Genomic DNA, 20,723 nt, shown 5'->3' with positions numbered 1-20,723 from the left:
ATGAGACCTCCCATGCATCTTTTCAGACGGATCAGTCGAAATCACATCCTGATTTTTATCGCGATCGTAGTGACTGTATATGGATCCTTTTTAGCGTCGGCATTTTACCTAAAGGTTTATAGTATCGGTGTCCTAGTCCTGCTGATCCCTTTTTTGGAAATCCGCAGCCACCATGTGGTGCTCCAGCTTTTTGCTCTATTTTTTATTTGCATTCAGATCTGCAGCATAGCGGTGTATGACCGCTTACCCTATGAACTGCTGCTCAGTTCGCAGCCGTTAAAGCCAGCATTTAAACACGCCTTACCTATTGCTCTTGGCAGCTGTGCGGTAGCCCATTTAATTTTCTTGAAACGTGCCAACCTGATTACGCTGTACGCCATTCAATTTCCACTGATGCTCCTAGCCTGTACCTGGTATATCCGCATGAACCTCATTATGAATAATTGCCAAAAGGTCGATAGCCCCAAAGCTATCTATATCCAAGCTAAAGTCATCCAGAAATGCCCAGTCTGCTGCGATATACATGAATTATTGGTGTCATTTACGTATGAAGATGAGAAATACCAATTTCCGGTCGAGGTACATCCAAAGACTTTTGAGCAGGCCAAAGAGGGCGGTAAGCTGAACATGACGCTGCATCCGGGTGTGTATGGCTGGCCATGGTATCACAAAGAAATGAAAAGGAGGTACAAATGATCACAAGTTTATATCCCCTGATGCTTTTAATAGAGACTTTTTCCCATATTAGCCCTTCCAGCCGCACCAAACAACTGGAAGCGATAGCTTCTGCCTGTACCGAACATTTGAACGATGCCCTGGCTATCCATCGGCAATATACCCATGCCGATCAGGCGATCCGAGGCGTACAGCTCTACCATACGCAGTTGCTTCGCCTGCATGAAGTGTTATACACCTGCTGCGATCTGTCCATTTCCGAGGAACTTAATGCGCTCCATCGTCTGGAGGAAATACTGGAAAGTGTAGAATTTTTATTTAAGAAAGATATCAATCCCCTGACACCGCTACCGCAGCATCATGAAAAACGTATCAGGCACTATCTAGATCTTCACCTCGAAGACAGTTTAGAGAGGTTAAGGCTTAAACAGATTCCTCAAGCCTATCTGGATGAAGTGCATTCCGCCATTGAAAGCCTTTTCCAGCGGGGCAAAATACCCTACCTGCAATATCATCATCAGCAATACCTTGTTCAGCTGATTGAAGCACTCAGGCAACTGGCCCAGGATGAACGTCAGCATAAAAACTGGCCTTCCCGCTTTTTGATCTTGATGATCAATTTTAATTTTAACCATATCGGCTTTTTAAATCGCTGGAAGGAGTTCTACGAAGCTGACCCGGCCGCTACCGACAATCTATTGCGTTATCCGCAGCATTTCTCCGCCATCCCGGGCTTTGCCTATGATCCCAACCGCAGCACACTGCTCATGCTGATGTGCCAGTATATTGAAACGGAATCGGCAGATGATAAGTCATCCAGTGCTGTTCCCTATCGGTTTATCCATAGCAATCTGAATGGCAAGGAGCTCAAACTCTGGCTACATTTATGTGTGAAGGCCAAAGTCATGCGCTCGTCCGAGAAAAAGGAAGCTGCGGAAGAATTTTCAAAACTTGTTAAAACCAAGGAAGGCATACTGCTTTCGATACACAGCCTCACAAAGATGGACAGAGGCAGCGAATTTCCCGCTGCTGTACACCTACGCAAAGTATTGAAGACGATGCTGAATGAATTGCACGAAAAGTTCCCCGAATTAAATGGGTAAAAATCCATCCAAATTTTAAAAAGCAGGGGTATTCCCCCGTTACCCCTGCGCAAATAGGATTGACCAGGATTTAAATCTTGTTTGAAATCATTTCTGTAGGTATTTTGCTACGCCATGCCCATAGCGACCGTTTCGTTTCCAATACCCCTTCCCCTTCTATATAGCTATTTTAAACAGCATCCGTGGGCTCCACAAGCCCTACCTGCTGCCCCTACGGTCGGCTGTTATCCGATCTATCTTTGTTTTGAAGCGTACGAAAGGTAGAAGTTGACGCTGAATCAGGCCGCTGTACCCGAGCAGGGCGCACAGGTATGGCGCCCTGTTTTTGAAACGAAAAAAACAGCGGAGAAAAATAATAAGTACCACTGTACAAATAATTAAAGCTATGGAAGCGAACAAAACCAATACAACAATTTACAAAATCCTCCGGGCGGCGATGATCCTCTTTTGGGTTTATGTGGGTATTGAAAAACTCTGGCAGCTCAGTGCATTTCATATTGCACTACAGCAACAACCGGTCATTAGCATCCTTGCGCCAATACTTTTTTGGCTGCTTCCGCTGCTGGAAATTAGCATCGGAGCTTTGCTTGGGTTGCCTGCACGCCGTTTACAGCATTGGGGCTGGATAGCATCGACTATCATGATCACCTTATTTTCGATTTATATTGCCCTTGGCGTCCTCGATGTGTATGACAAGAAACCGTGTATGTGTACCAGCTTTCTCAGTCATATCTCCTGGACAGCGCATCTGATCTTTAATCTCGTTATTCTTGGTCTATCGCTAGCAGGATTAGTACTCAACCGTAAGGTCTTGCTACACGAGCAAAGCAACTTAAGTAACAAGAACGCTGTCGCCCTATTTCTAGTGGGTTTTCTAGCAACAGGAATTCTAAGCTATCAAAAAGCAGCAATTAAACCAACACATGAAATCTGGTTTATGCCAGACAGCATAGACCATGCTCCAGTATATGACACCGTCAGTAGGCCTATAGTAGGCAGCCTGGCATACAGATACGATCGGTACACAGAACCGTACCGACAACAATTATTTACCAAAAGTTTGCAGGCCAAAAACTTTACTCTTCAATTATTGGCTTGCAGTACAGAAAGGAGGGTAGCATTATGCTAACCAAATTTTTAAACAATTATGGCTACATGATATTAGGCGGAGCCATGATTATCGGATTCTCAGCATTTAAAGGTGCTGAAGTTTATACAGGAAAAAGTTTAGCTCCTGTAACTGTTTATTTCAAGGGAAACCCGCTATTGAGCGGAGAAGTTTCAAACGAGTCGAATTGGACAACGACACCAAATGGTCAATCCTGTTCAGGCGACAATAAAGCCTGTTCTATGCAAGTGGAGACCTCAGACCTAAATTCGGCAGGGGAACTAGATCCCGGTCAAATTGAGTTAGCGGAAATCTCTACTGGTTCGGGTTTTATCCCTGAACGAAGTGGTGGAGATAGTGAAACTGAAATTAACATTCACAACAGAAGCTAATTTTTAGTACTCGCCAAAGATTTGTTTGAAGATTTTCGTTTCCAATTAATCTATTGGCTGTCCTGTAACAAGAGACCAGTTTCAAATAATGCTGGTCTCTCGTTTAAGGTATATAATTCAAAAAAAGACTATTATAAAGATTTTTCTTAAATAGGATTTTGAAGCATTCCAGTCGCCATAATCACATCTTCAGGCAATGGTAGTGCATATTTATTATCTCTGGGTTTGAGCATATATTCTTTCCCGTTCACGTTTCTTTTGAGCTGAATTTCCCGTCCCTCTTCGTTTAAACGTTTCAGGTCCATCCACCTCAAACCTCTAAAGAGCAGCTCTTTCCGTCTTTCCTGAAGAACAAAATCAAGTGCTTCATCCTGAACCTCAAAATAAGCCGGTATATAACTTCCTATTTTATAACGCCGGGATAATAGATAATCCATATCATCCATTCCTTCCCGAATGCTTCCTTTTCTTACAGCGCATTCCGCACGGATTAAAAACATTTCATCAACAGCAGGCCCACCAAATAGATTTGCACTGCCCGCGTAACTGCCTTTAAACGAAACATAACCATCTGCATTCATTTTAAAAAAGGCCTGCTTTCTTAGGTCATTAACATGATAAGACTGGTATAGAGTTGAATCAATATTAGCGTTATTAACTCCTATTTGTGCATTAATGGTCACAAGTTCAAAATATCCGAGTGTTTCCTTGTTAAATCTTGTAAAAGGATATGAAGCTAAAATTTTTACTTCAGCCGCGTTGTTATAATCCATCAGCTCTTTATTTACCGATAAGACCTTGTCCGCATAATAGTAAGCTGAATCGTATTTCGCCATCGAGTGGTAAGCTCTCGCCAATCCCGCATATGCTGCTATTTTTGATGGTCTCATGACGTGAATTGCTTTATCAGGCAGTATGTCGGCAGCAGCTAAAAGATCATCCACTATAACACGATAAGTCTTTAAAACAGTTGCTCTTTCAGACTTTACATTAAAATCTGAGGTACTGCGCAGTACAATACCCAAATCCTTCGCAGATGTATCGTCTTGATATGCTTTACTATAGGTCCACACCAAACTAAGATATTGGCTGGCACGATAGTAAAGGGCACTGCCCTTTACATTATCCCAATCATTTTTATTTGCCTCCGCTCTCTTAATTTCTTTCATTTTATCTAACACTAAATTGCAGTTATAGACAGTGATATAGGCTTTTGCCCAATCATTATTAAAATTATAAACGGGGTTTTCCCAGGTATAAAATTTTCTACCCACTTCATTCAGGCCATCAAATACCTTTTGCTTCAAAAAGTAATTGTCAGCCGAAACCTCACCTATGGAACAAAAATTAAAATTAATGTTTTGCGAACCATCCAGTATCTGCTGAAGATCTGTCAGATCCTCTGGTACTACCTGATTTTTGTTTGATTGTATATCCAAATACTTGTTGCAGGATGTATGGAATGTTACGAATAATGCGAGATAGATCGTAAGAAAGCAAAAGTGTTTTTTCGTCTTTTTCATTTCAAGATTCATTTATGATCAATAATTTAACTGGCATCCAAAAGATAAGGTCGTTGGGGGCGAAATCCGATAAGGAAATTCAGGATCAATATTTTGTTTATTCGCAGTCCATAGTAAGCCCAGATTGCTTACATTTCCATAAAATTTCACACGTAAATCGCGCTGTTGAAGCCTCAGGGTTTTATCCCATGAAATGTTTATATACTCTAACCTCAAATGATCAGCTTTCAATACATTTACTTCAGATTGCACATATAGCGCGTCCCTAAAATCTTCCAATGGATATTGCACCGAAGGCACTGAAGTCTTCAATTCATCCCCTGCTTGCTGCCAGCGCATCTCAAAATCTGGAAAAGCAGTCCCTCGGTTGAAAAGGTTATAATAGGAAGTTGCAGGTTTTCTAAAATAATAGTCTCCTTTATAGCTCACATTTAGCGAAAGCGTCCAAGATTTCCATCCGAAAGTATTTATAAGTGATCCATAAACCTGCGGCTTGGCAGAACCATAAAAAACGATGCTGCCGCCTTCCAGTCCGTCGTTAAATGCAGCGTTGTTGATACCGATATAATCTTTACTGACTTCACCACGGAGGATACCCTGTGGATTTCCCTCACTATCGAGCCCCATCCATTTAAAGGCTGAGAGTGCATTCAATGGCATCCCCGGTATTGGCGTGATGGTATTTCCATCGCCCAAAAAAGATGACACGCCACCGTTCAAAGCCCTATAATATGCCGTAGTCCTGTTCTTATTCAAATTCAAAAGCAGCCTGGAATTCCATTTCACCGCTTTATCCAGATTATTCGTTGAAAGTGTGATATCCCAGCCTTTTCCTCTCATGGATGCAACATTTTTGGTTACTGTATTGGATTTACCCCAAGCGGTATAATCAAAATCAGTGAGCCCATACAGATCTTTTCCTGTTTTAATGTAATGATCCACCGTACCAGATAGACGACCTTTAAACAGAGAGAAATCCAGTCCCAGGTTGAATGTGGACACTTTCTCCCATCTCAAAGATGGATCATTCAATTTTGAGATCGTCAGTGCAGGTAATCTTGTATAAGTACCTGCAGTTACACTGGCGATAGGCTGCGGCGTTTTACGCAGGTCAACATTCCCGCTATAACCATAGGTAGCCCTTAACTTTAATCGATCTACATCCTTAAGGGCAATAAACGATTCCTTCCCGATATCCCAAGAAAGACCTGTAGACCATAGCGGAGACCATTTATCGTTGGTTTTTGCTCCGAATATATTGCCTCCATCTTTTCGAAAGCTTCCCGACCAGGCATATCGATCCTTAAAAATATAACTCCAATTTGAATAGAGTGATACAAACCTGTTCACGCGATCAGTGAAAGATGGACTTCCCGTAATACCCATTGGCACCATTGAAGGCGCTATAGTGAAATATGTCGTAAAGTCTACCGGAACTGCCTGTAAGGGCTTCTCTTTATAACCATATACCCAATAATTTTCACCCTTGCTTGCTGTTTCGCGAATTTCTCCACCAGCCATGCCGATCAACCGGTGCAGGCCCCATGACTTATTCATATTTAACTGCGTTCTTGCGGTGTAAGACCGTCCTGAGGAGAAGTCTTTGCTCTTGATCCCACCTCTGGGAATATGATACGTAATGCTACTTCCCCCATTTGAAACCTCCATAAATTGATTGATGTTCTTTCGGGCATAATAGCTTTCTTCATTATATAGTCCTTGCAGATCGGTTTGTTGAATCTGATATTGGAACCCGACACTTACATCTAGAAAAGGTAAAATTTTATATTTTCCACTTATGGTTGAATACCACTCATTCAATCTTGTCGTTGAAACAGCCTGCTTATAATCAGTCAATGGATAATACCCCCAGTCTAAGTAAGGTGTGCCATAATTTTCGGTCATATAAATACCCCTAAATTCTGGATAAAAGGCGCGTTGAGAGCCATCATTATTGTAAAAATCCATGTAAGGCACCTGCTTACCGTTGTAATGAAGTGATTCAAACTTCGGCTTTCCTGATTCAGAAATACTGTTTGTAAACAAAAGGTTGATCGCAATGTCCAGTTTTTCTGTAGGCTGGAAGCTATTTGTAAGCTGTAAATTCAACTTTCGGAACCGTCCTGCATACTCGTCTATTTCTCGGGTATAGCCTCCGGAAAAACCATAATTATACTGTCTGCTACCGCCCGAAAGATTTAAGGAATACTGTTGCGAAAAGGGCGATTCGAGAAACAGGTCACGGTATGATTTTCTCCCATCTTTTGTCATAAGCTCATTGATCAGATCTGCTGAATCTGCAGGAGTCAGCAATCCACGTTTTGTCCTGTCAAATATGTCTATAGCCGGCGTGACCGAGATATACTGAAAACCATTCGCAAGCCAATCGTAAAATCCTTTATTGAACAACATGGACTCTGCATCGATAAAATCCTTATTGGACAATTGATACACCTGATCAAGGTTGGGCTTCGCTTTTGTAATCAATGTGCTGCTAAATGTGGTATTCATTATTTTGCCAGCACCCTGACCTCCTTTTTTAGAAGTGATGACCACAACCCCGTTTCCTGCCCTTGCACCCCATATCGAACTTGCCGCCGCATCTTTCAAAACGGTAACAGATTCGATGCTATTCGGATCTATATTAGCCACATTGCCCTCATAAATAAAACCATCCAATACTATTAATGGATCAAGATTACCATCTATGGTACTGAGACCCCGAACAGAAAAATTCAGCTTTTGTCTATCACTGACAGTACTGGGCTGATTTTCAAATCTCAGCCCAGAGGCCACATTATTGAGCCTGTTTAAAATGTTTGTACCAGTTTGCTGGTTCAGCATATCATTGGAAATCACACTGGCAGAACCTGTTGTTTCATTCGGTTTCAAAATCTGATAGCCCGTATTGATCTGCACCTCTTCCAAGTAATTATCCTTTACAGCCATCAAAACCCTACCTTTAGCCAACACATCCTTTACCAATACCCTTAATTCCTGATAACCCATAGCCGAAAACCGAAGTGTATCGCGCAAATCTCCCCTTATTCCGAAACTTCCATCGGCTTCACTTTTTAAACGCATATTTGTAACCATATTTTGCACAGTGACGCCCTGCATTGGGCGCAAGTCTTCGCTTGATACAATTACTCCCCGAACTATGTTTCTTTCTTTTACCTGACTATAGGACGTAAGCCAACACATCCAAACACTTAGGATGCATAACATTCTCATATACATACCCTACCCTCCTATCTATCTGTTAATGAAAATGATGCACAGGCAATGGTCTCCTGCGCAGAATTAAGCTCTAAACCCATTGCCCGGAGAAATGCCTTTCGCGTATCCTCTTCCCAGCCTTCAAAATCTTTAGGAATGGTCATGTCTACAAGTACCTCTTTGGAAGCTCCAATTACCAATGGACGATGAAAATATAGGCTGAGGTTATCCACCAACAATTCTAATGGAATATTGCGGAATTTCATTTCCGTCTCCGAATCTCCTAGGAAAACTTCTGGGATACCACCTTTGCTCCTGATCTTTTCGGCAGCTGAATTGAAACTGACGCGCCATACATCCGTTGGCTTGTTTTCTACTGATAGTTTTATCCCAAAGAACTTTTTAAAATCTTCCGTAAAAAATTGTTTCGCTCTGCTCTTAGGCAAAGAATCCAGCACCACCATTTCATAACAGAAGCTATTTTCATAACGATTTGGGGTCAGGAGCCGCTGTTTAGGGTTTACTCCGCTGCTTGTAGCAAACTGCCAATGTCTCCAGGGTATTCCTTTCAATTCTTTTTGAAATGCTAAGGCCACGAGCTGAGAGAATCTGAGGTTCAATAGCTGATACCTGGTCCGTTTTCCGTCGAACGCATAATTTCCAGAACTAGCATCTAACCCTTCTTGATAAGTCTGGAAAACAGAACCCGCATAAAATCCGTTATTCAGCATTTCATTGGTTATCAAAGCCACTTCTTTATTGGTCCTCATTTTTTTTTGATGGAAATCTGCATTTCCAGTATGAAGCACTGCTGTTATATTTTCTTTTGACAATGCATTGGGATAAGTATTGGCAACCAGAATACCATCTTTATTTATCCAAACGACATGTGGAACCGCGTTATGAGGAAATAATTGCTGGAAAATGGTGTCGCCAAATAGATAAGGAAGGGAAGTCTGAAAGCCATATGCCGCTTGATATTTTTTCTTTAGATCTTGTACACGTTTTTGTGTATCCTTTGTCTGTGTGCTATTGACAAGCAGCACGGCAATCTCATTTTTATTAATCGCCAACACATCTTCTAGATGTGGAAATCCCTCAATACACGAGGGGCACCAAGTCGCCCAAAAATCCAACAGGATCAGTTTCCCTTTCAAATCAGCGAACTTGATTGTTTTCTTTTTCCCATTAAAATAGTTCAGTTCGAGCGGCTGGTCCCATACCGCATCCGGGATCTTATCGCCTGGTTTTAGCGCAACGAGACTGGATAGCCCATCGGCCCCGCTGTCCTTGCGGGGCGTCTGAGCTGGTAAACTAAACATAGAAACTAAACATAAAAACAAGCATGTCAAAATCATGCGATAGGCACGCTTATAATCTGCGACGAATAAAAAGCATTTTAAAGCCCGCTGAACAACTGGACCTAGTAATCCAAGCAAAGTATTGACTCGAAACACAAAAGCCTTAGAGATCGACTTAAAGAACCTTAAAACAGATCGTTCAGATTTTACTCCATACGTCAATTTAAAATCTCCCACCTTTTGGAAAGCTCGCTTTTGTTGTGTGGGCCTTGTGCAATCGTTTAGTTGTCCTTGTGTATAACAAGGGCTTAGCAAGGGTGAACCTAGGGTCGCGCTATAGTCAAGCTTGTGTGTTTCTTGTGCCAAGCTATAGTCGACCATTACCAGATTAATTCCTGCCGAATTTTTACATTTCATCGGATTTTCATCGAGTCTGCATCGGGTTTTGATCGGTGTGGCCCGATGAAATCCCGATGAAAACTCAAGTCCTACTGCATGAAAGGCAGAAGCTGGAGCGAAGTTGGTCAGGCAAAAGTCCGAAGAAGGTGATGCCTTTCCCCCTCGTCGACTGGCCTTCGGCTCTGCTTCGAGACTTCTTCGGGACATGGTCGAGACAGGCTCGGGAGCGTTTCGACTCGGCTTCGGCAGGGCTTCGAGTACGCTTCGACTCGTACCCGAAGCGCAGTCGAACAACAGTCGAAGCCTTCCCGAAGAAGAGGCGACGCTGGTACGACGCAGTGTCGAACGATCCTCAAACAAAACCCGAAGGCTGCCCGAAGAATTTACATTTTTTATTAGGTTCTGAGCGCTAATCTTACAGCGCTTTTTTAACAGGATCGAAGTATCTTTAAAGTACATTTTTCCTTGTCTAATTTTCTTACGCAAATTTTGCGTAATTAGTACTATATCTGTGCTTAAGTAGTGCTTCACAGGTACTTGAAATATATAGGTTATATAACCCTTTAATAAGGCTAAAAATTTCAGGATATTCATAATTTAGTTTGTTAGTGGTTTTGAGAAAGCTGATAAAAAAAATCGTAGATTTCCTTGCTACTTTCGAGTTCACAAGCGATGAATCTGTTGCTTCGAAGAAATGAAATTTCTACCTCTGACAGATTAATCTTTTTGTAGTGAATCAGAAAGTAGGCCATTAGCATCCGGAATAATGCGACGGAGAAGTTTTGTACGTCCGCCGTACTGATAGTAGGACTAACTCCCCTTTCTCGATCGAAATAAATCGTAAGCAATTCTACTAGATGATTGCGACAACTGTCCATATCGTATCTAGTCCAAAAATCTTTAATACATGCTACTGGATCATACTCCAGATGATGGATCTCGTACATCGCCAGGTCAAAGGCGACCAGTTTCTTTAAAAGCTCTTTCATTTTTTTGGCTTTTGAGGGCGTGTGAATGTATAAGGCCATTTGAAAAAAGGATCAAAAAAATCTCTTATCGAGTCAAAAGACCCAATACATCACACTGTTAAAAAATTTATTAACTAAACCTCAGAATGCCGTTTTACTCTTTTTGTTACTGGTTATATATATGTTCGTCACGGACATCCACAATGATAGGAAGAACCGACCCTTTGTTGTGTTACGACAATAATTTGGATAGAAAGTTGCCAGCATTAAAAAGTTTGCCTAAATTTATGGTACGAACAATTATTTAGTACAAGCCATCTTCATTGCCTTTCAGTCTCTATTATATATTGATGTAAGGGTCGGTGGCAGATACGCTTAAGGGGAATTTGGCTATTCGTGTGAATAAGCCATACTAAGCTATTTTTATTGACCCCTCTCCTTTTGCGTACTGTGTATTATAATTGTGTCTAATCCGGCGCTCGGATTAAATTTTTGAAATACTGTTTGGCGGAACACCGACTGAGTCGATCCTTGATCTGGCACTGGTGAGCTAGAATTTTAACTGGTGTCGTTCTCATAATTCTTATTTAGTTATGATGAACGATGAACTTAAGCTAAGAGATAAGTTACCTCGCTACCTTAATCGGTAAGCAAGGAACGGCCCCACACTTTGAACCCCAGGAGAGCTAATCCTGTCGTCTTCTTACAATCTACAAGAGATTTTCAGAAGACTACCAAAGTTGACGTGAAGCCGCTCACATGCCACCTCATATGTCAAAAGTATAAAACTTTTATCGCATATCAGTGCACGGAGCGATCAACACGGTTCTCTCGGTAAAAATTTAGCTCTTTTTTGGGTTCGAGAAGAACATCGTTAGTCAAGGCAAAATGCCATGATTTTCAAATCGCTAAACAAATATAAGAACATAATTCCATTTAACAAAATGATTTTAAATGGAAATATAAAATATATATTATATATGGAGGAAAATGAATTACTAGCAATTGAAGTAGATAATTTTGGAGATTACGTTTTATCGAGAAAAATCATTCTAGGTTTATCAAATGAAGCTTTTGCTAAATTAACCGACGTATCAGGGGGCGATATCAGCAAGATAATTAATAAAAAAAAGAAAAGTGTTTCCCTCCACTCTTTCTATAAAATTGCTGTACTATCAGGTGACACGGTAGAAAATGTCCGTGACACCGTTTATACAAAAAGAAACCTTGAATTAGTAACCGATTATAAGCTCGAAGAAAGAACCAACTTTGGCACATTCATGCGAGACGAAGTTGAAGGTGATTATACCTTTGATATTATTATGTGCAAAACAGGCATAGAAAAACAAAGGCTAATCGACCTATATTACAATACCAGTGCACCTGAACCATATGAATTTTTACTCATTGAAAAAGCTACAGGGAAACAACCAGGTGAGTTAATGAAAAAATATATAGCTAAGTATCCAATTAAGAAGAAGGGGGAATTGATTTAGTAAAAAATACAATATTAGATTTATAATGTGACACATTACTCCCCAACCTATTTAAAACAAACACTAATTGAAATTTCTTGTACTATTTATATCCTGTTACATACGAAGCATCAAGTTTACGATGAATAATACTAGAAATAACCAAGACTTCCATCATCTCTGAAAGTTGGATTTCTTCATTGATTTTGGGATTATGGGTTTTAGGATTTCGATACATAGAGAAAAAACCCTTCATTAAATTAGCGAATCCTTTATGTTCACTTTCTTCGCTGGGGGTATTTAGCAAATTAAAAGCCAACATGGGTTTCTTTTCCTTTCCGAGAGCAAAGCATTCATCTACCAAATCACTGCCATCACTCACATAATTAGTTTTTTGTCTCATCTTGTCAGCAACGCTTTTTGTTATTTCGAGAATTGCATGAAAATAATTTTCTTGCAAATATTCCACTTCGCAGAATTTTAATGCGTCAGGATGAACCCCAATACCATGTATCTTTTGTTTTATTTTCTGTGATCGTTCCCTTGCTTCAGTAATAGTCCTTGCTTTGTCAACAGTTGCAAATTCACCGTATTTATTCATCTCTATTCCTTCAAATAGGAGTTTTGAATTAAGGTTACATCGGTGCTGTTCAAATTCTATTTCGTTATTGATATACCTTCGAGGATCTATAACTTTTTTTACAAAGGCTAGGATGTTGTTTCCACAGGCGTCTTGCTGCTGACGATCCTTCATTGCGTAAAATAACCTATCCTTCTTATTTGTTCCCTGATTAGATTCCTTAATTCCTGCAAGTTGTAATTCTTGAGTTATTTCAGTATGAGAAAGTATAACAGATACTACTTCTGCTATATTTTTTAGGGTTGTGTGATCAAAACTTTTAACTGCCATCTATAATTTAAAGTATGATTAATCTAAGGTTCCTAATAGTAGGACTGTGTACTCATCGGTTCTTTTTAACAGCTAGTATTAATTTGTTCCACTGTTAGTCCCATAACAAAATCTGACTTTATTCGGCATATTTCGCGTTTTGGTACTTGTCTATTTTCCAGTTCTGTTGAGTTCATAGTGTTTGCTGTATTATTAATATTTTCCTTTTTATTATTGTGGTTGAGTAAAAGGTAGCATTCTAATTCTACCGGACCTTGTAGCGTGATACATTCCAGATGTTGATTTTATTGGAAATCCACCTTCCATGGGACAAGTTAGTAACTCTCCAAATTCGAGTGTAAGTTCTGCAAACTGACAAACCTCGGCATCAGAAATATTGAACCCATCAGGATTAAAATGTGCTCCAACCCAATTTCTGATAATCGCCAAGCCTTTAAGATTTTGAATTATCGGTTGGAGTTGCGTTTCTTTTTCTATTTGATTATCAATTATTTTTCCAGTTTCATCCACGGCAATTTGTTGTACGACCAATGCTTTTTGCAACTTCGAGTCGAGACAGTCTGTTAGTTCACGAAGAACGTATTCGTTCTTGGGTTTACGTGCCATCTTGCATTGGTATTTCACGGCAAGGAAATCAAAAATGCTTTCAAGGATCACACCGGAAAGACTACAGAGCTTTTGTCTATCTATTTGTTCTGAATTTAGATGCTGCCTAAGTTCTTCCAGGTTAACTTTACCATTGTAAAACCTAATTCCACGTTCTATAGTCCACGGCATCAATTCAACAAATTGTATTCTGCTGGCCGGAGCGCGACCGTGACGATATAGTTCTCTCCATGGGCGATAGTGTGTCGTTATAAATATATGCGCAAACTCACCTAAATCCTCGTGAAGCACTTCGATTACCCTTTCCAGGTGACTATGATCCACAGACATCATGACGTCATCCAATATTAAAATTGTATTTGGTTCATGATATTTTTTTGCTAAAGCCAGAAATATGCAGAGTCCCAGCGTATCAAGGTGGGATTCACTGTATAGAGATTGTGGTGTAATTTTATCCAAATCCTGAAAACGTGCGTGTATATCAATAGAATGTTTGAAATTGAGGTTCAATGACATTTCGACTCTACCGATTGATTCAGCCGGGTGAATCTTCATATAGAGAGCTTCTACTGTACCGGATATCGAATTCAACTCTTCATTAATAAATTCCTTTCTTGTTGATTCAATAAGAGCAAGAGCCTTTTGTGTAGTTTCTAATTTTGTTTGGATTATTTCTACCGAATTTCTTGCTTTTATAAGACTATTGTACTGCGTTGAAATGCTGTTATGTTGCTTAACCTGCCCATCAATTTCTTTTTGATCAATACCCAAAGTGGTGTTCGTAACCTGAAACGCGGGCAAATGCTCTTTAAGATAAGCCGTCTGATCCATTTGGTCTGTTAGTGGAATAAAACCTGAAAACAACTCTGTGGATTCAGGAATATATTTTTTTACTGTTTCCAGTTGTCCTATACAGAAAGTATTGAAAAGACCAAAGCACATAATCTCGGCCTCATTCAGATTTGTTTTGGCTGATTGATGAATGTGTCGAGCATTGATTAACGCTTGATTGAGTTCATTCAACCGCTTCATGTTTTTCACTTGCTCATCAATCCGCTGAACCAATTCTTCTCTGACGGCATCTTTTCCACAAACAGGACAATGCTTAAGATCCAGGACAGGCTTAATATATTTCTGTGCTTCAGTAAGTAGCTGCATCAGGGAAATATTATTGTCAGGGTTATCGTTAACAAATTTTTCTAAGTTTTCCTGAGCCGTGATGAGTGATTTAGATGTGGCTCGCTCTCTTGATATGGCAGCCCTATACATCTCTATGCCGTTGTAAGCACTCCTCCAATTTTCAAGAAACCCGTTAAGAGCTGTCAGTTTCAGATTTAGTTCATTAATATCCCTTGACGTTTCTTTCTCAGACCATTGCTCCCAACCTACCCCAGGTTTACTTTCTTTCTCCCAAACTGTAGACAGCACTCTTTCAGATTCATTTGCTACAGCACTCTGGCTTTTAAGAGTGCCCTTTAATTCTTTTTCAAGTGCCCGAAGTGCCGTTTCACATTTTAGAATTTCGCCAACATCAATATATTCTTGCAACTCTGTGTATCTTTCGCTTGGTTCAGCATCCAGCAGTTTAGTTACCTGCTTGCGTCTCATTTGTCTTACTTGGGGCAATCCATCAGCAGGAGTTTTTGTAAATGTTGTTCCGTTTTGATTAAGCTGTGCTGTGAAGTTGCCAGTGGTCGTTTGTAAGGAAATTGAAACGTCTTCCGTTGCACTGTTCAATGCACGTAGAAATTTCTTGTCTACAGAAGATTTATCTGCTAATGAACCAATGGAATCAGTACAAAGGCATATCAATGCGTCAGAAATACTGCTTTTCCCATTTCCATTCTCTCCAAAAACCATTGTAATAGGCTTCTGACTATCGAACTCAATAGTCAAGGGTTTTGTTGCACCCCGAAAAGCATTAATCTGTAGCGTCTGCAGTTTCATTGGAATTTTGTTTGTCAGGTGCTACCAAAGAATTATCCCAGTCTTTTAACTGGATTTTACCAGTTTTAAGTAAAGTCGTGAAAGTCGCTTCTTCTATATCAGAAGATAATAAACCTCCCTCGGAAAGCTTATCAAATATTTTCTTTGCAAGAATGCTATTCGGATCTGCCATGGCTAAAATAAATAAGTCCTACCAAGATACATAAAATTTATGTTGATCTGAATTAAGAATAACTTTGCGACTATTAGTTTATAAGCAGCAGAGAAGTTTGGACAAAAATCACTAAATTCAAAAATAAATTTTGAATTACGCTCATTTACAGGGACACATTTATTACATGGAGTGAGCACTATATGTAAAGTACGATCACCAATTACGATTTACAAATAATGAATGACGAAAAAAACCAACAATTTTTAAGCGATTCAAACTTCCGATATCTTTGAAAAGGATTAACGCTAGACATTAAGGATATGGAGGTCATTGACCAACTGCTAATAAAGTTAAATGACCAAAATAACCTAATCAACTCTATCGTAAACCAGAACCAACATGAAGGCTTTGAATCCACTTTGAAAACATTTGGGCCTCAAATCATTGTTAGTTTTGACAAATATGATGTGTCTGGAAACCCCTTAACAACTGCTGCTGTTATGAAGTCCAGAGACAACGATAATCTGCCACCGGCATTGCATATTAATTTGCATTCCCCTACGTTAAACATTCCACAAAGAATTGAAATTCCTTTAAGATATGTACTGAAAGGCGCCGCGACATTACAAGGCACTTATATGGTTTATCTTCATGCTCTGCAAATCAATTATGATAAAACATTTGTCTATTATGGAATAACAAAGAGGGGGTGGATGAAGCGGTTCAATGAACTCTTAATACCTGCATCAGAAAAATGATCAATACATACATTTTTATCAGGTCCGGAATTGAGCCCATAACTATAAAGCTCTTCCTCGTATTCCATTATCCCGCTCATGATAACTATTTATTAAATTTTACAAATACCAATTAGGCCGTTAGTTTTTAATCGTTAAATTCTTTAGATAATTAACAAAAGCACAACAAACAACCAACATAAATTTTGCTTCTTCAAAAGAAATTTCTTTTGCTTGGTCTATTAGGGCATGACGGATACCTGAAGCATCGCTTGTATAGCCATACAATGTGCTAAATGAAGATTTTAATGAAACATGTAATGAATATTGTTTTTCGATTTTTGCTAATGCTTTTCCTACTGTTGCTTTATCATCCCCGGTAATTTTTTGACAGATAGATTCAACCGCAGAAATCGACTCCTTTATAGAATTTCTATAATCTGGTTTATCTCTATTTGATAGATATTCAAGTGCTGTCGTTAAATGAACATTTATAGGATCATTCTCGTTACCAAGAGCGCTTTCTATTTCCGAAATTTCAATCTCAGAAGTTATTTCGACAATACTATTATCAACAACTCGATAAGCAGACATCTCGTTTTCCAAGGCAATATTTATTTTCTCTCCCAATCCAGAACACTGAATTGCTTGTTCTAATATAAATTCAATAAAATCGAATTTCTCATACCATTCACAATTAAAGAACCAAACTTCTACGTAATCATATACTGGCTTAAAATAAAACTTTCCCTCTTCAAATATGTGAATTTTTGTTCCTCCGTAATTTGTTACTCTGTCAACACGTTGGTGAAAAAAATCAGTCCAGATTAACTGAGAAAAATAAGTTCTAGCGGAACCCAAATTAGCATTTGAATACGGTGACAAGCTATTGTAGTATTGCGTCAAAATATTCCATAACTTATTCGTCAATATTTCGTCTATTGCCTCAATTTGAATAGCACTTCTTACCTTTGTTTTGCCTATCTTTTGTGAAAATTTCATATTTTTAATAGTTAAAACACTCTAAATCTATCGTTTAATAGAAGATATATTCCTAATAAACCACTGACAACTTTATTTTTAATATTTATTAAAGATGATAGAATTAAACATTCATTAAAAGGAAATTACCTCTCCAAATAACGTTGTGTACTATTTCTAAACTCCTGTTTAAACTGATCATCCATTAGACGTTTAGCAAATTCCATTTGAAACTTACGCATAGACAAAGCTACATCATCAAATATCTTCTTGTAGGCAAGTTCTCGCGTATAAGGATCAAGATTATCGACATACTTCTGTTGATAATCTGGGTGGTCTGCAATACGTTGCGTAAATGTCTCATATACCTGACGCTTATCCTCTGGCGTTGCTTCCCAATCAGCAAACCAGCGATCATTGAAATCTCGAATTATTTTATCCAACGCATCAGTCTCATCATCGCCATGCGCACCTCGCGGATTAGCATTAGCAGGATCTAACGTGCTTTCATCCTTGTCAAGTAGTAGCGATTCATTGAGGCGTACACGCTCAATACCATATGTTGACAAATCTACTGCATCCAATAACTCATCCAACAGTTCATCTTCTTTGCGCTTTACAATCATCTTAGGAATAAGGAATTTTAGGAACCAGAATAGCTTTTCCCAAAACATATTTTCAAAACTGATCACCGCAGCCACTTGCCCATACACTTTGACAAAATGCTTAGCCTTGATTTTGAGATCCGCCTTTTGCTCTTCATTTAAATCCAGAGTATTATTAAATCGTAATGCAGCTTGGTCAATAATAGGGCTCAATTGATCTGCTGGTACGCTTTGAAAAAATTTAGTATTAAAAACCTCAACTTCGTGCCACTCGTATATACCGGAATCATCAAGGCTATCTTTAAGATCATGCAATACATTTACATCGGTAGCACCACTTAGGGATGTAGCGGTATAAAATGGATCAAATGCGGCTTTGATGTCAGCGCTCTCATTGAAAAAATCTAATACAAAAAGATTTTCTGTTTTCTTTCCGTATTTATTGGCCGAACGATTAAGTCTGGACAGAGCTTGCACACATAATACTCCTTGCAATTTCTTATCCACATACATTGTGGTCAGCTTAGGCTGATCAAATCCCGTCAGGTATTTATTGGCGACCACAAGGATACGATTTTCATCTAAATCAAATTGGTCTTTGGTCTCCGAATCTGGAAATCCATTCAAAGATGCTTCGGTATATTCAATACCATCCACAAGCTTTTTACCTGAAAATGCAATAACAATTTTAAAGGGATTGTCGTATTCAGTTAGTATAAGCTTTAATGCCTGATAGTAGCGTATAGCCGATTCGATACTCTGCGTGACCACCATTGCTTTGGCTTTTCCTTTGAGCAACTTTTTATAATAAACCTGCTGCAAAAAATGCTGTAGCATAATGCGTGCTTTGGCCTGTATGGTACGAGGATCACGCTCTACAAAAGCTTTCAAGCGTTTCTGCGCCTTGCTGGTATTGAATTCAGGATTTTCCTCAACAGATTTTTGTAATTGGTAGTAGCTACGAAAAGTAGTATAGTTCGTCAATACATCTAAAATAAACCCTTCCTCGATCGCCTGCTTCATTGAATACAGATGAAACGGTTTAAAAGATCCGTCGGCTTGCTTGGTACCAAAACGCTCTAGCGTAGCATTCTTTGGTGTTGCAGTAAAAGCAAAATAAGAAGCATTTTGACGCATCTTACGAGCTTCCATTGCACGCAAGATTAAATCCTGTGCATCGACCTCTCCCTCTTCGTTCGTATCCAGCTTACCCAACACCTGGTTCATCTTGTCCGCTGCTGAGCCACCTTGGCTACTATGCGCTTCATCGATGATAATGGCAAAGCGTTTATCGCTCATGTCATCGATGTCCTCTAGGATATGTGGGAATTTTTGAATGGTGGTAATGACGATACGCTTTGCGCTTTCGAGAGCTAATCTTAGATCACTGGAAGAAAATGCTGCACCAATAATATTTTTCACCTCGGAGAAGCTCTTAATGTTATCACGCAATTGCCTATCCAGTACTCGCCGATCGGTAACAACAATAACAGAATCAAAAAGTGGCATTCCATGCTCATCTTCTACTTCGATAAGCTGAAAAGCTGTCCAGGTAATGGAATTAGATTTACCCGACCCCGCAGAATGTTGCACCAAATAGGTACTTCCAACTCCTTGCTTACGTACTTCAGCTATAAGTCGCTGCACCACATCCAATTGATGGTACCTTGGTAAGATGTAAAACTTCTTATTAAGCGGATCACCATCTTTACCTTCTAACAGCATAAAATGCTGGATAATACTAGCCCAACTTTCTTTGCTAAATGTTTCTTCCCAAAGATAGGCTGTACGGTGTCCATTAGGATTGACAGGATTTCCCTTGCCCATATTATCCCCTTTGTTGAATGGTAGGAAGAAGGTATCTTTTCCTTGGAGTTTAGTGGTCATATACACCTCGTCCGTATCAACAGCAAAATGTACGAGACAACGTCCAAATTGCAATAAGGGTTGGTTACTATCACGTGTATGTTTATACTGATGTATTCCTTGTACCGCAGCAGTCTGGCCCGTCCAAGTATTTTTTAGCTCAATCGTACAGAATGGTATGCCGTTGACTGTAATGACCATGTCTATCTCCTCTCCCGGATTGAGATTAGAGTAACGTACTTGTCTGGTTACCGCAAATTGATTATGCTCAAAATTATCCCACACAGTCTGTGCACCGCTGGCACTAGGGGCTTCATAAAAAAGAGTAAAATGTGCATTATCCACATCCAGTCCTTTCTTGAGCACACGCAATACGCCATACTTCTTGACCATCCGATCATAACGTTCCAAGATCTTTAGTTTCCAATCCCCATAAACTTGCAGCTTGGCAAGTTCTTTTGCTTGCGTAGCCTGAAGAAAATTCCAGAAACGGTGTGTATCCAAAGCGTAGGTCTTGTCAAAATCAAGTGCATCGCCTAGATAGTACCCTTTTCCGGAGAGATATTGCCCATATTTATCATTGGCATCGGCAATGGTTGCCCCCTGCTCTTTCAGATCTTCCAAGGATGATCCTGTAAGCGCCATTTCAATAAGGGACTCTAAAGCTTGTTCATTATATTTTGAGGTCATTCGGTAAGTTTTTAGATTTCTTTAGCAATAAAAAGGTTTCAAATGTTAAATCAGTGAATCAATA

General features: G+C 39.6%; 15 protein-coding genes. 6 read left to right on the top strand and 9 right to left on the bottom strand.

Translation table 11 applies throughout. The features are described 5' to 3' along the window. The 4 genes from B4Z90_RS11965 to B4Z90_RS11950 all read left to right on the top strand — a co-directional run bounded on the left by B4Z90_RS11965 (position 1) and on the right by B4Z90_RS11950 (position 3,278). Positions 1-696 (top strand): hypothetical protein, encoded by a 696-nt coding sequence (locus B4Z90_RS11965; RefSeq protein WP_201639573.1) that lies wholly within the window; start codon positions 1-3, stop codon positions 694-696. Next, positions 693-1,778, top strand: a complete 1,086-nt coding sequence (locus B4Z90_RS11960; RefSeq protein WP_286802292.1) for a hypothetical protein — start codon at positions 693-695, stop codon at positions 1,776-1,778. The genes B4Z90_RS11965 and B4Z90_RS11960 overlap by 4 nt, the downstream gene beginning before the upstream one ends. A 385-nt stretch (positions 1,779-2,163) precedes the next feature. After that, entirely contained in the window at positions 2,164-2,907 is a 744-nt protein-coding gene (locus tag B4Z90_RS11955; protein ID WP_286802291.1) for a MauE/DoxX family redox-associated membrane protein, read from the top strand. 26 nt (positions 2,908-2,933) lie between these two features. Continuing rightward, positions 2,934-3,278: a hypothetical protein gene (locus B4Z90_RS11950; protein WP_286778416.1), complete on the top strand. Its 345-nt coding sequence runs from the start codon at positions 2,934-2,936 to the stop codon at positions 3,276-3,278. Between the two features lie 146 nt (positions 3,279-3,424). Here the strand turns inward: B4Z90_RS11950 and B4Z90_RS11945 are convergent, their stop codons facing one another. From B4Z90_RS11945 to B4Z90_RS11930, 4 genes are all read right to left on the bottom strand, one after another. Further along, positions 3,425-4,801, bottom strand: a complete 1,377-nt coding sequence (locus B4Z90_RS11945) for a RagB/SusD family nutrient uptake outer membrane protein (protein ID WP_286802288.1) — start codon at positions 4,799-4,801, stop codon at positions 3,425-3,427. A gap of 18 nt (positions 4,802-4,819) precedes the next feature. Beyond that, on the bottom strand, positions 4,820-8,005 hold the full coding sequence (locus B4Z90_RS11940) for a SusC/RagA family TonB-linked outer membrane protein (RefSeq protein WP_286802286.1): 3,186 nt from the start codon (positions 8,003-8,005) through the stop codon (positions 4,820-4,822). A gap of 47 nt (positions 8,006-8,052) precedes the next feature. Continuing rightward, positions 8,053-10,179, bottom strand: a complete 2,127-nt coding sequence (locus B4Z90_RS11935; protein ID WP_286802284.1) for a TlpA family protein disulfide reductase — start codon at positions 10,177-10,179, stop codon at positions 8,053-8,055. A 146-nt stretch (positions 10,180-10,325) separates the two neighbouring features. Further along, a complete protein-coding gene (locus B4Z90_RS11930) occupies positions 10,326-10,709 on the bottom strand; it encodes a hypothetical protein (RefSeq protein ID WP_286802282.1) in 384 nt (127 codons plus the stop codon). A gap of 959 nt (positions 10,710-11,668) precedes the next feature. Here B4Z90_RS11930 and B4Z90_RS11925 point away from each other — a divergent pair. Next, entirely contained in the window at positions 11,669-12,184 is a 516-nt protein-coding gene (locus tag B4Z90_RS11925) for a hypothetical protein (protein ID WP_286802280.1), read from the top strand. Between the two features lie 82 nt (positions 12,185-12,266). On the opposite strand, the gene B4Z90_RS11920 is transcribed toward B4Z90_RS11925, so the two are convergent. The 3 genes from B4Z90_RS11920 to B4Z90_RS11910 form a co-directional block, all read right to left on the bottom strand. After that, positions 12,267-13,073 (bottom strand): TIGR02391 family protein, encoded by an 807-nt coding sequence (locus B4Z90_RS11920; protein ID WP_286802279.1) that lies wholly within the window; start codon positions 13,071-13,073, stop codon positions 12,267-12,269. Positions 13,074-13,283: 210 nt separating this feature from the next. Next, positions 13,284-15,626, bottom strand: coding sequence for an AAA family ATPase (locus tag B4Z90_RS11915; RefSeq protein ID WP_286802277.1), 2,343 nt, complete (start codon positions 15,624-15,626; stop codon positions 13,284-13,286). Further along, entirely contained in the window at positions 15,601-15,798 is a 198-nt protein-coding gene (locus B4Z90_RS11910) for a hypothetical protein (RefSeq protein ID WP_286802276.1), read from the bottom strand. The genes B4Z90_RS11915 and B4Z90_RS11910 overlap by 26 nt, the downstream gene beginning before the upstream one ends. A 302-nt stretch (positions 15,799-16,100) precedes the next feature. Between B4Z90_RS11910 and B4Z90_RS11905 the strand changes: the two genes are divergently transcribed. Further along, entirely contained in the window at positions 16,101-16,538 is a 438-nt protein-coding gene (locus B4Z90_RS11905; RefSeq protein ID WP_286802274.1) for a hypothetical protein, read from the top strand. A gap of 120 nt (positions 16,539-16,658) precedes the next feature. On the opposite strand, the gene B4Z90_RS11900 is transcribed toward B4Z90_RS11905, so the two are convergent. Together B4Z90_RS11900 and B4Z90_RS11895 are read right to left on the bottom strand one after the other, a co-directional pair. Beyond that, positions 16,659-17,519 carry an AbiJ-NTD4 domain-containing protein gene (locus tag B4Z90_RS11900; protein WP_286802272.1) on the bottom strand — a complete coding sequence of 287 codons (861 nt, stop codon included), beginning with the start codon at positions 17,517-17,519 and terminating at the stop codon, positions 16,659-16,661. A 125-nt stretch (positions 17,520-17,644) separates the two neighbouring features. Beyond that, complete coding sequence (locus B4Z90_RS11895) at positions 17,645-20,659, bottom strand: type I restriction endonuclease subunit R (protein WP_286802269.1); 3,015 nt, start codon at positions 20,657-20,659, stop codon at positions 17,645-17,647. Positions 20,660-20,723: the final 64 nt, after the last annotated feature.

It is taken from the genome of Sphingobacterium sp. UBA5639 (assembly GCF_002421245.1).
In the GTDB taxonomy this organism is placed as follows: Bacteria; Bacteroidota; Bacteroidia; order Sphingobacteriales; family Sphingobacteriaceae; genus Sphingobacterium; species Sphingobacterium multivorum.
Note: the sequence above shows the minus strand (reverse complement) of the source record. Positions and strands in the feature narration are given on the sequence as shown.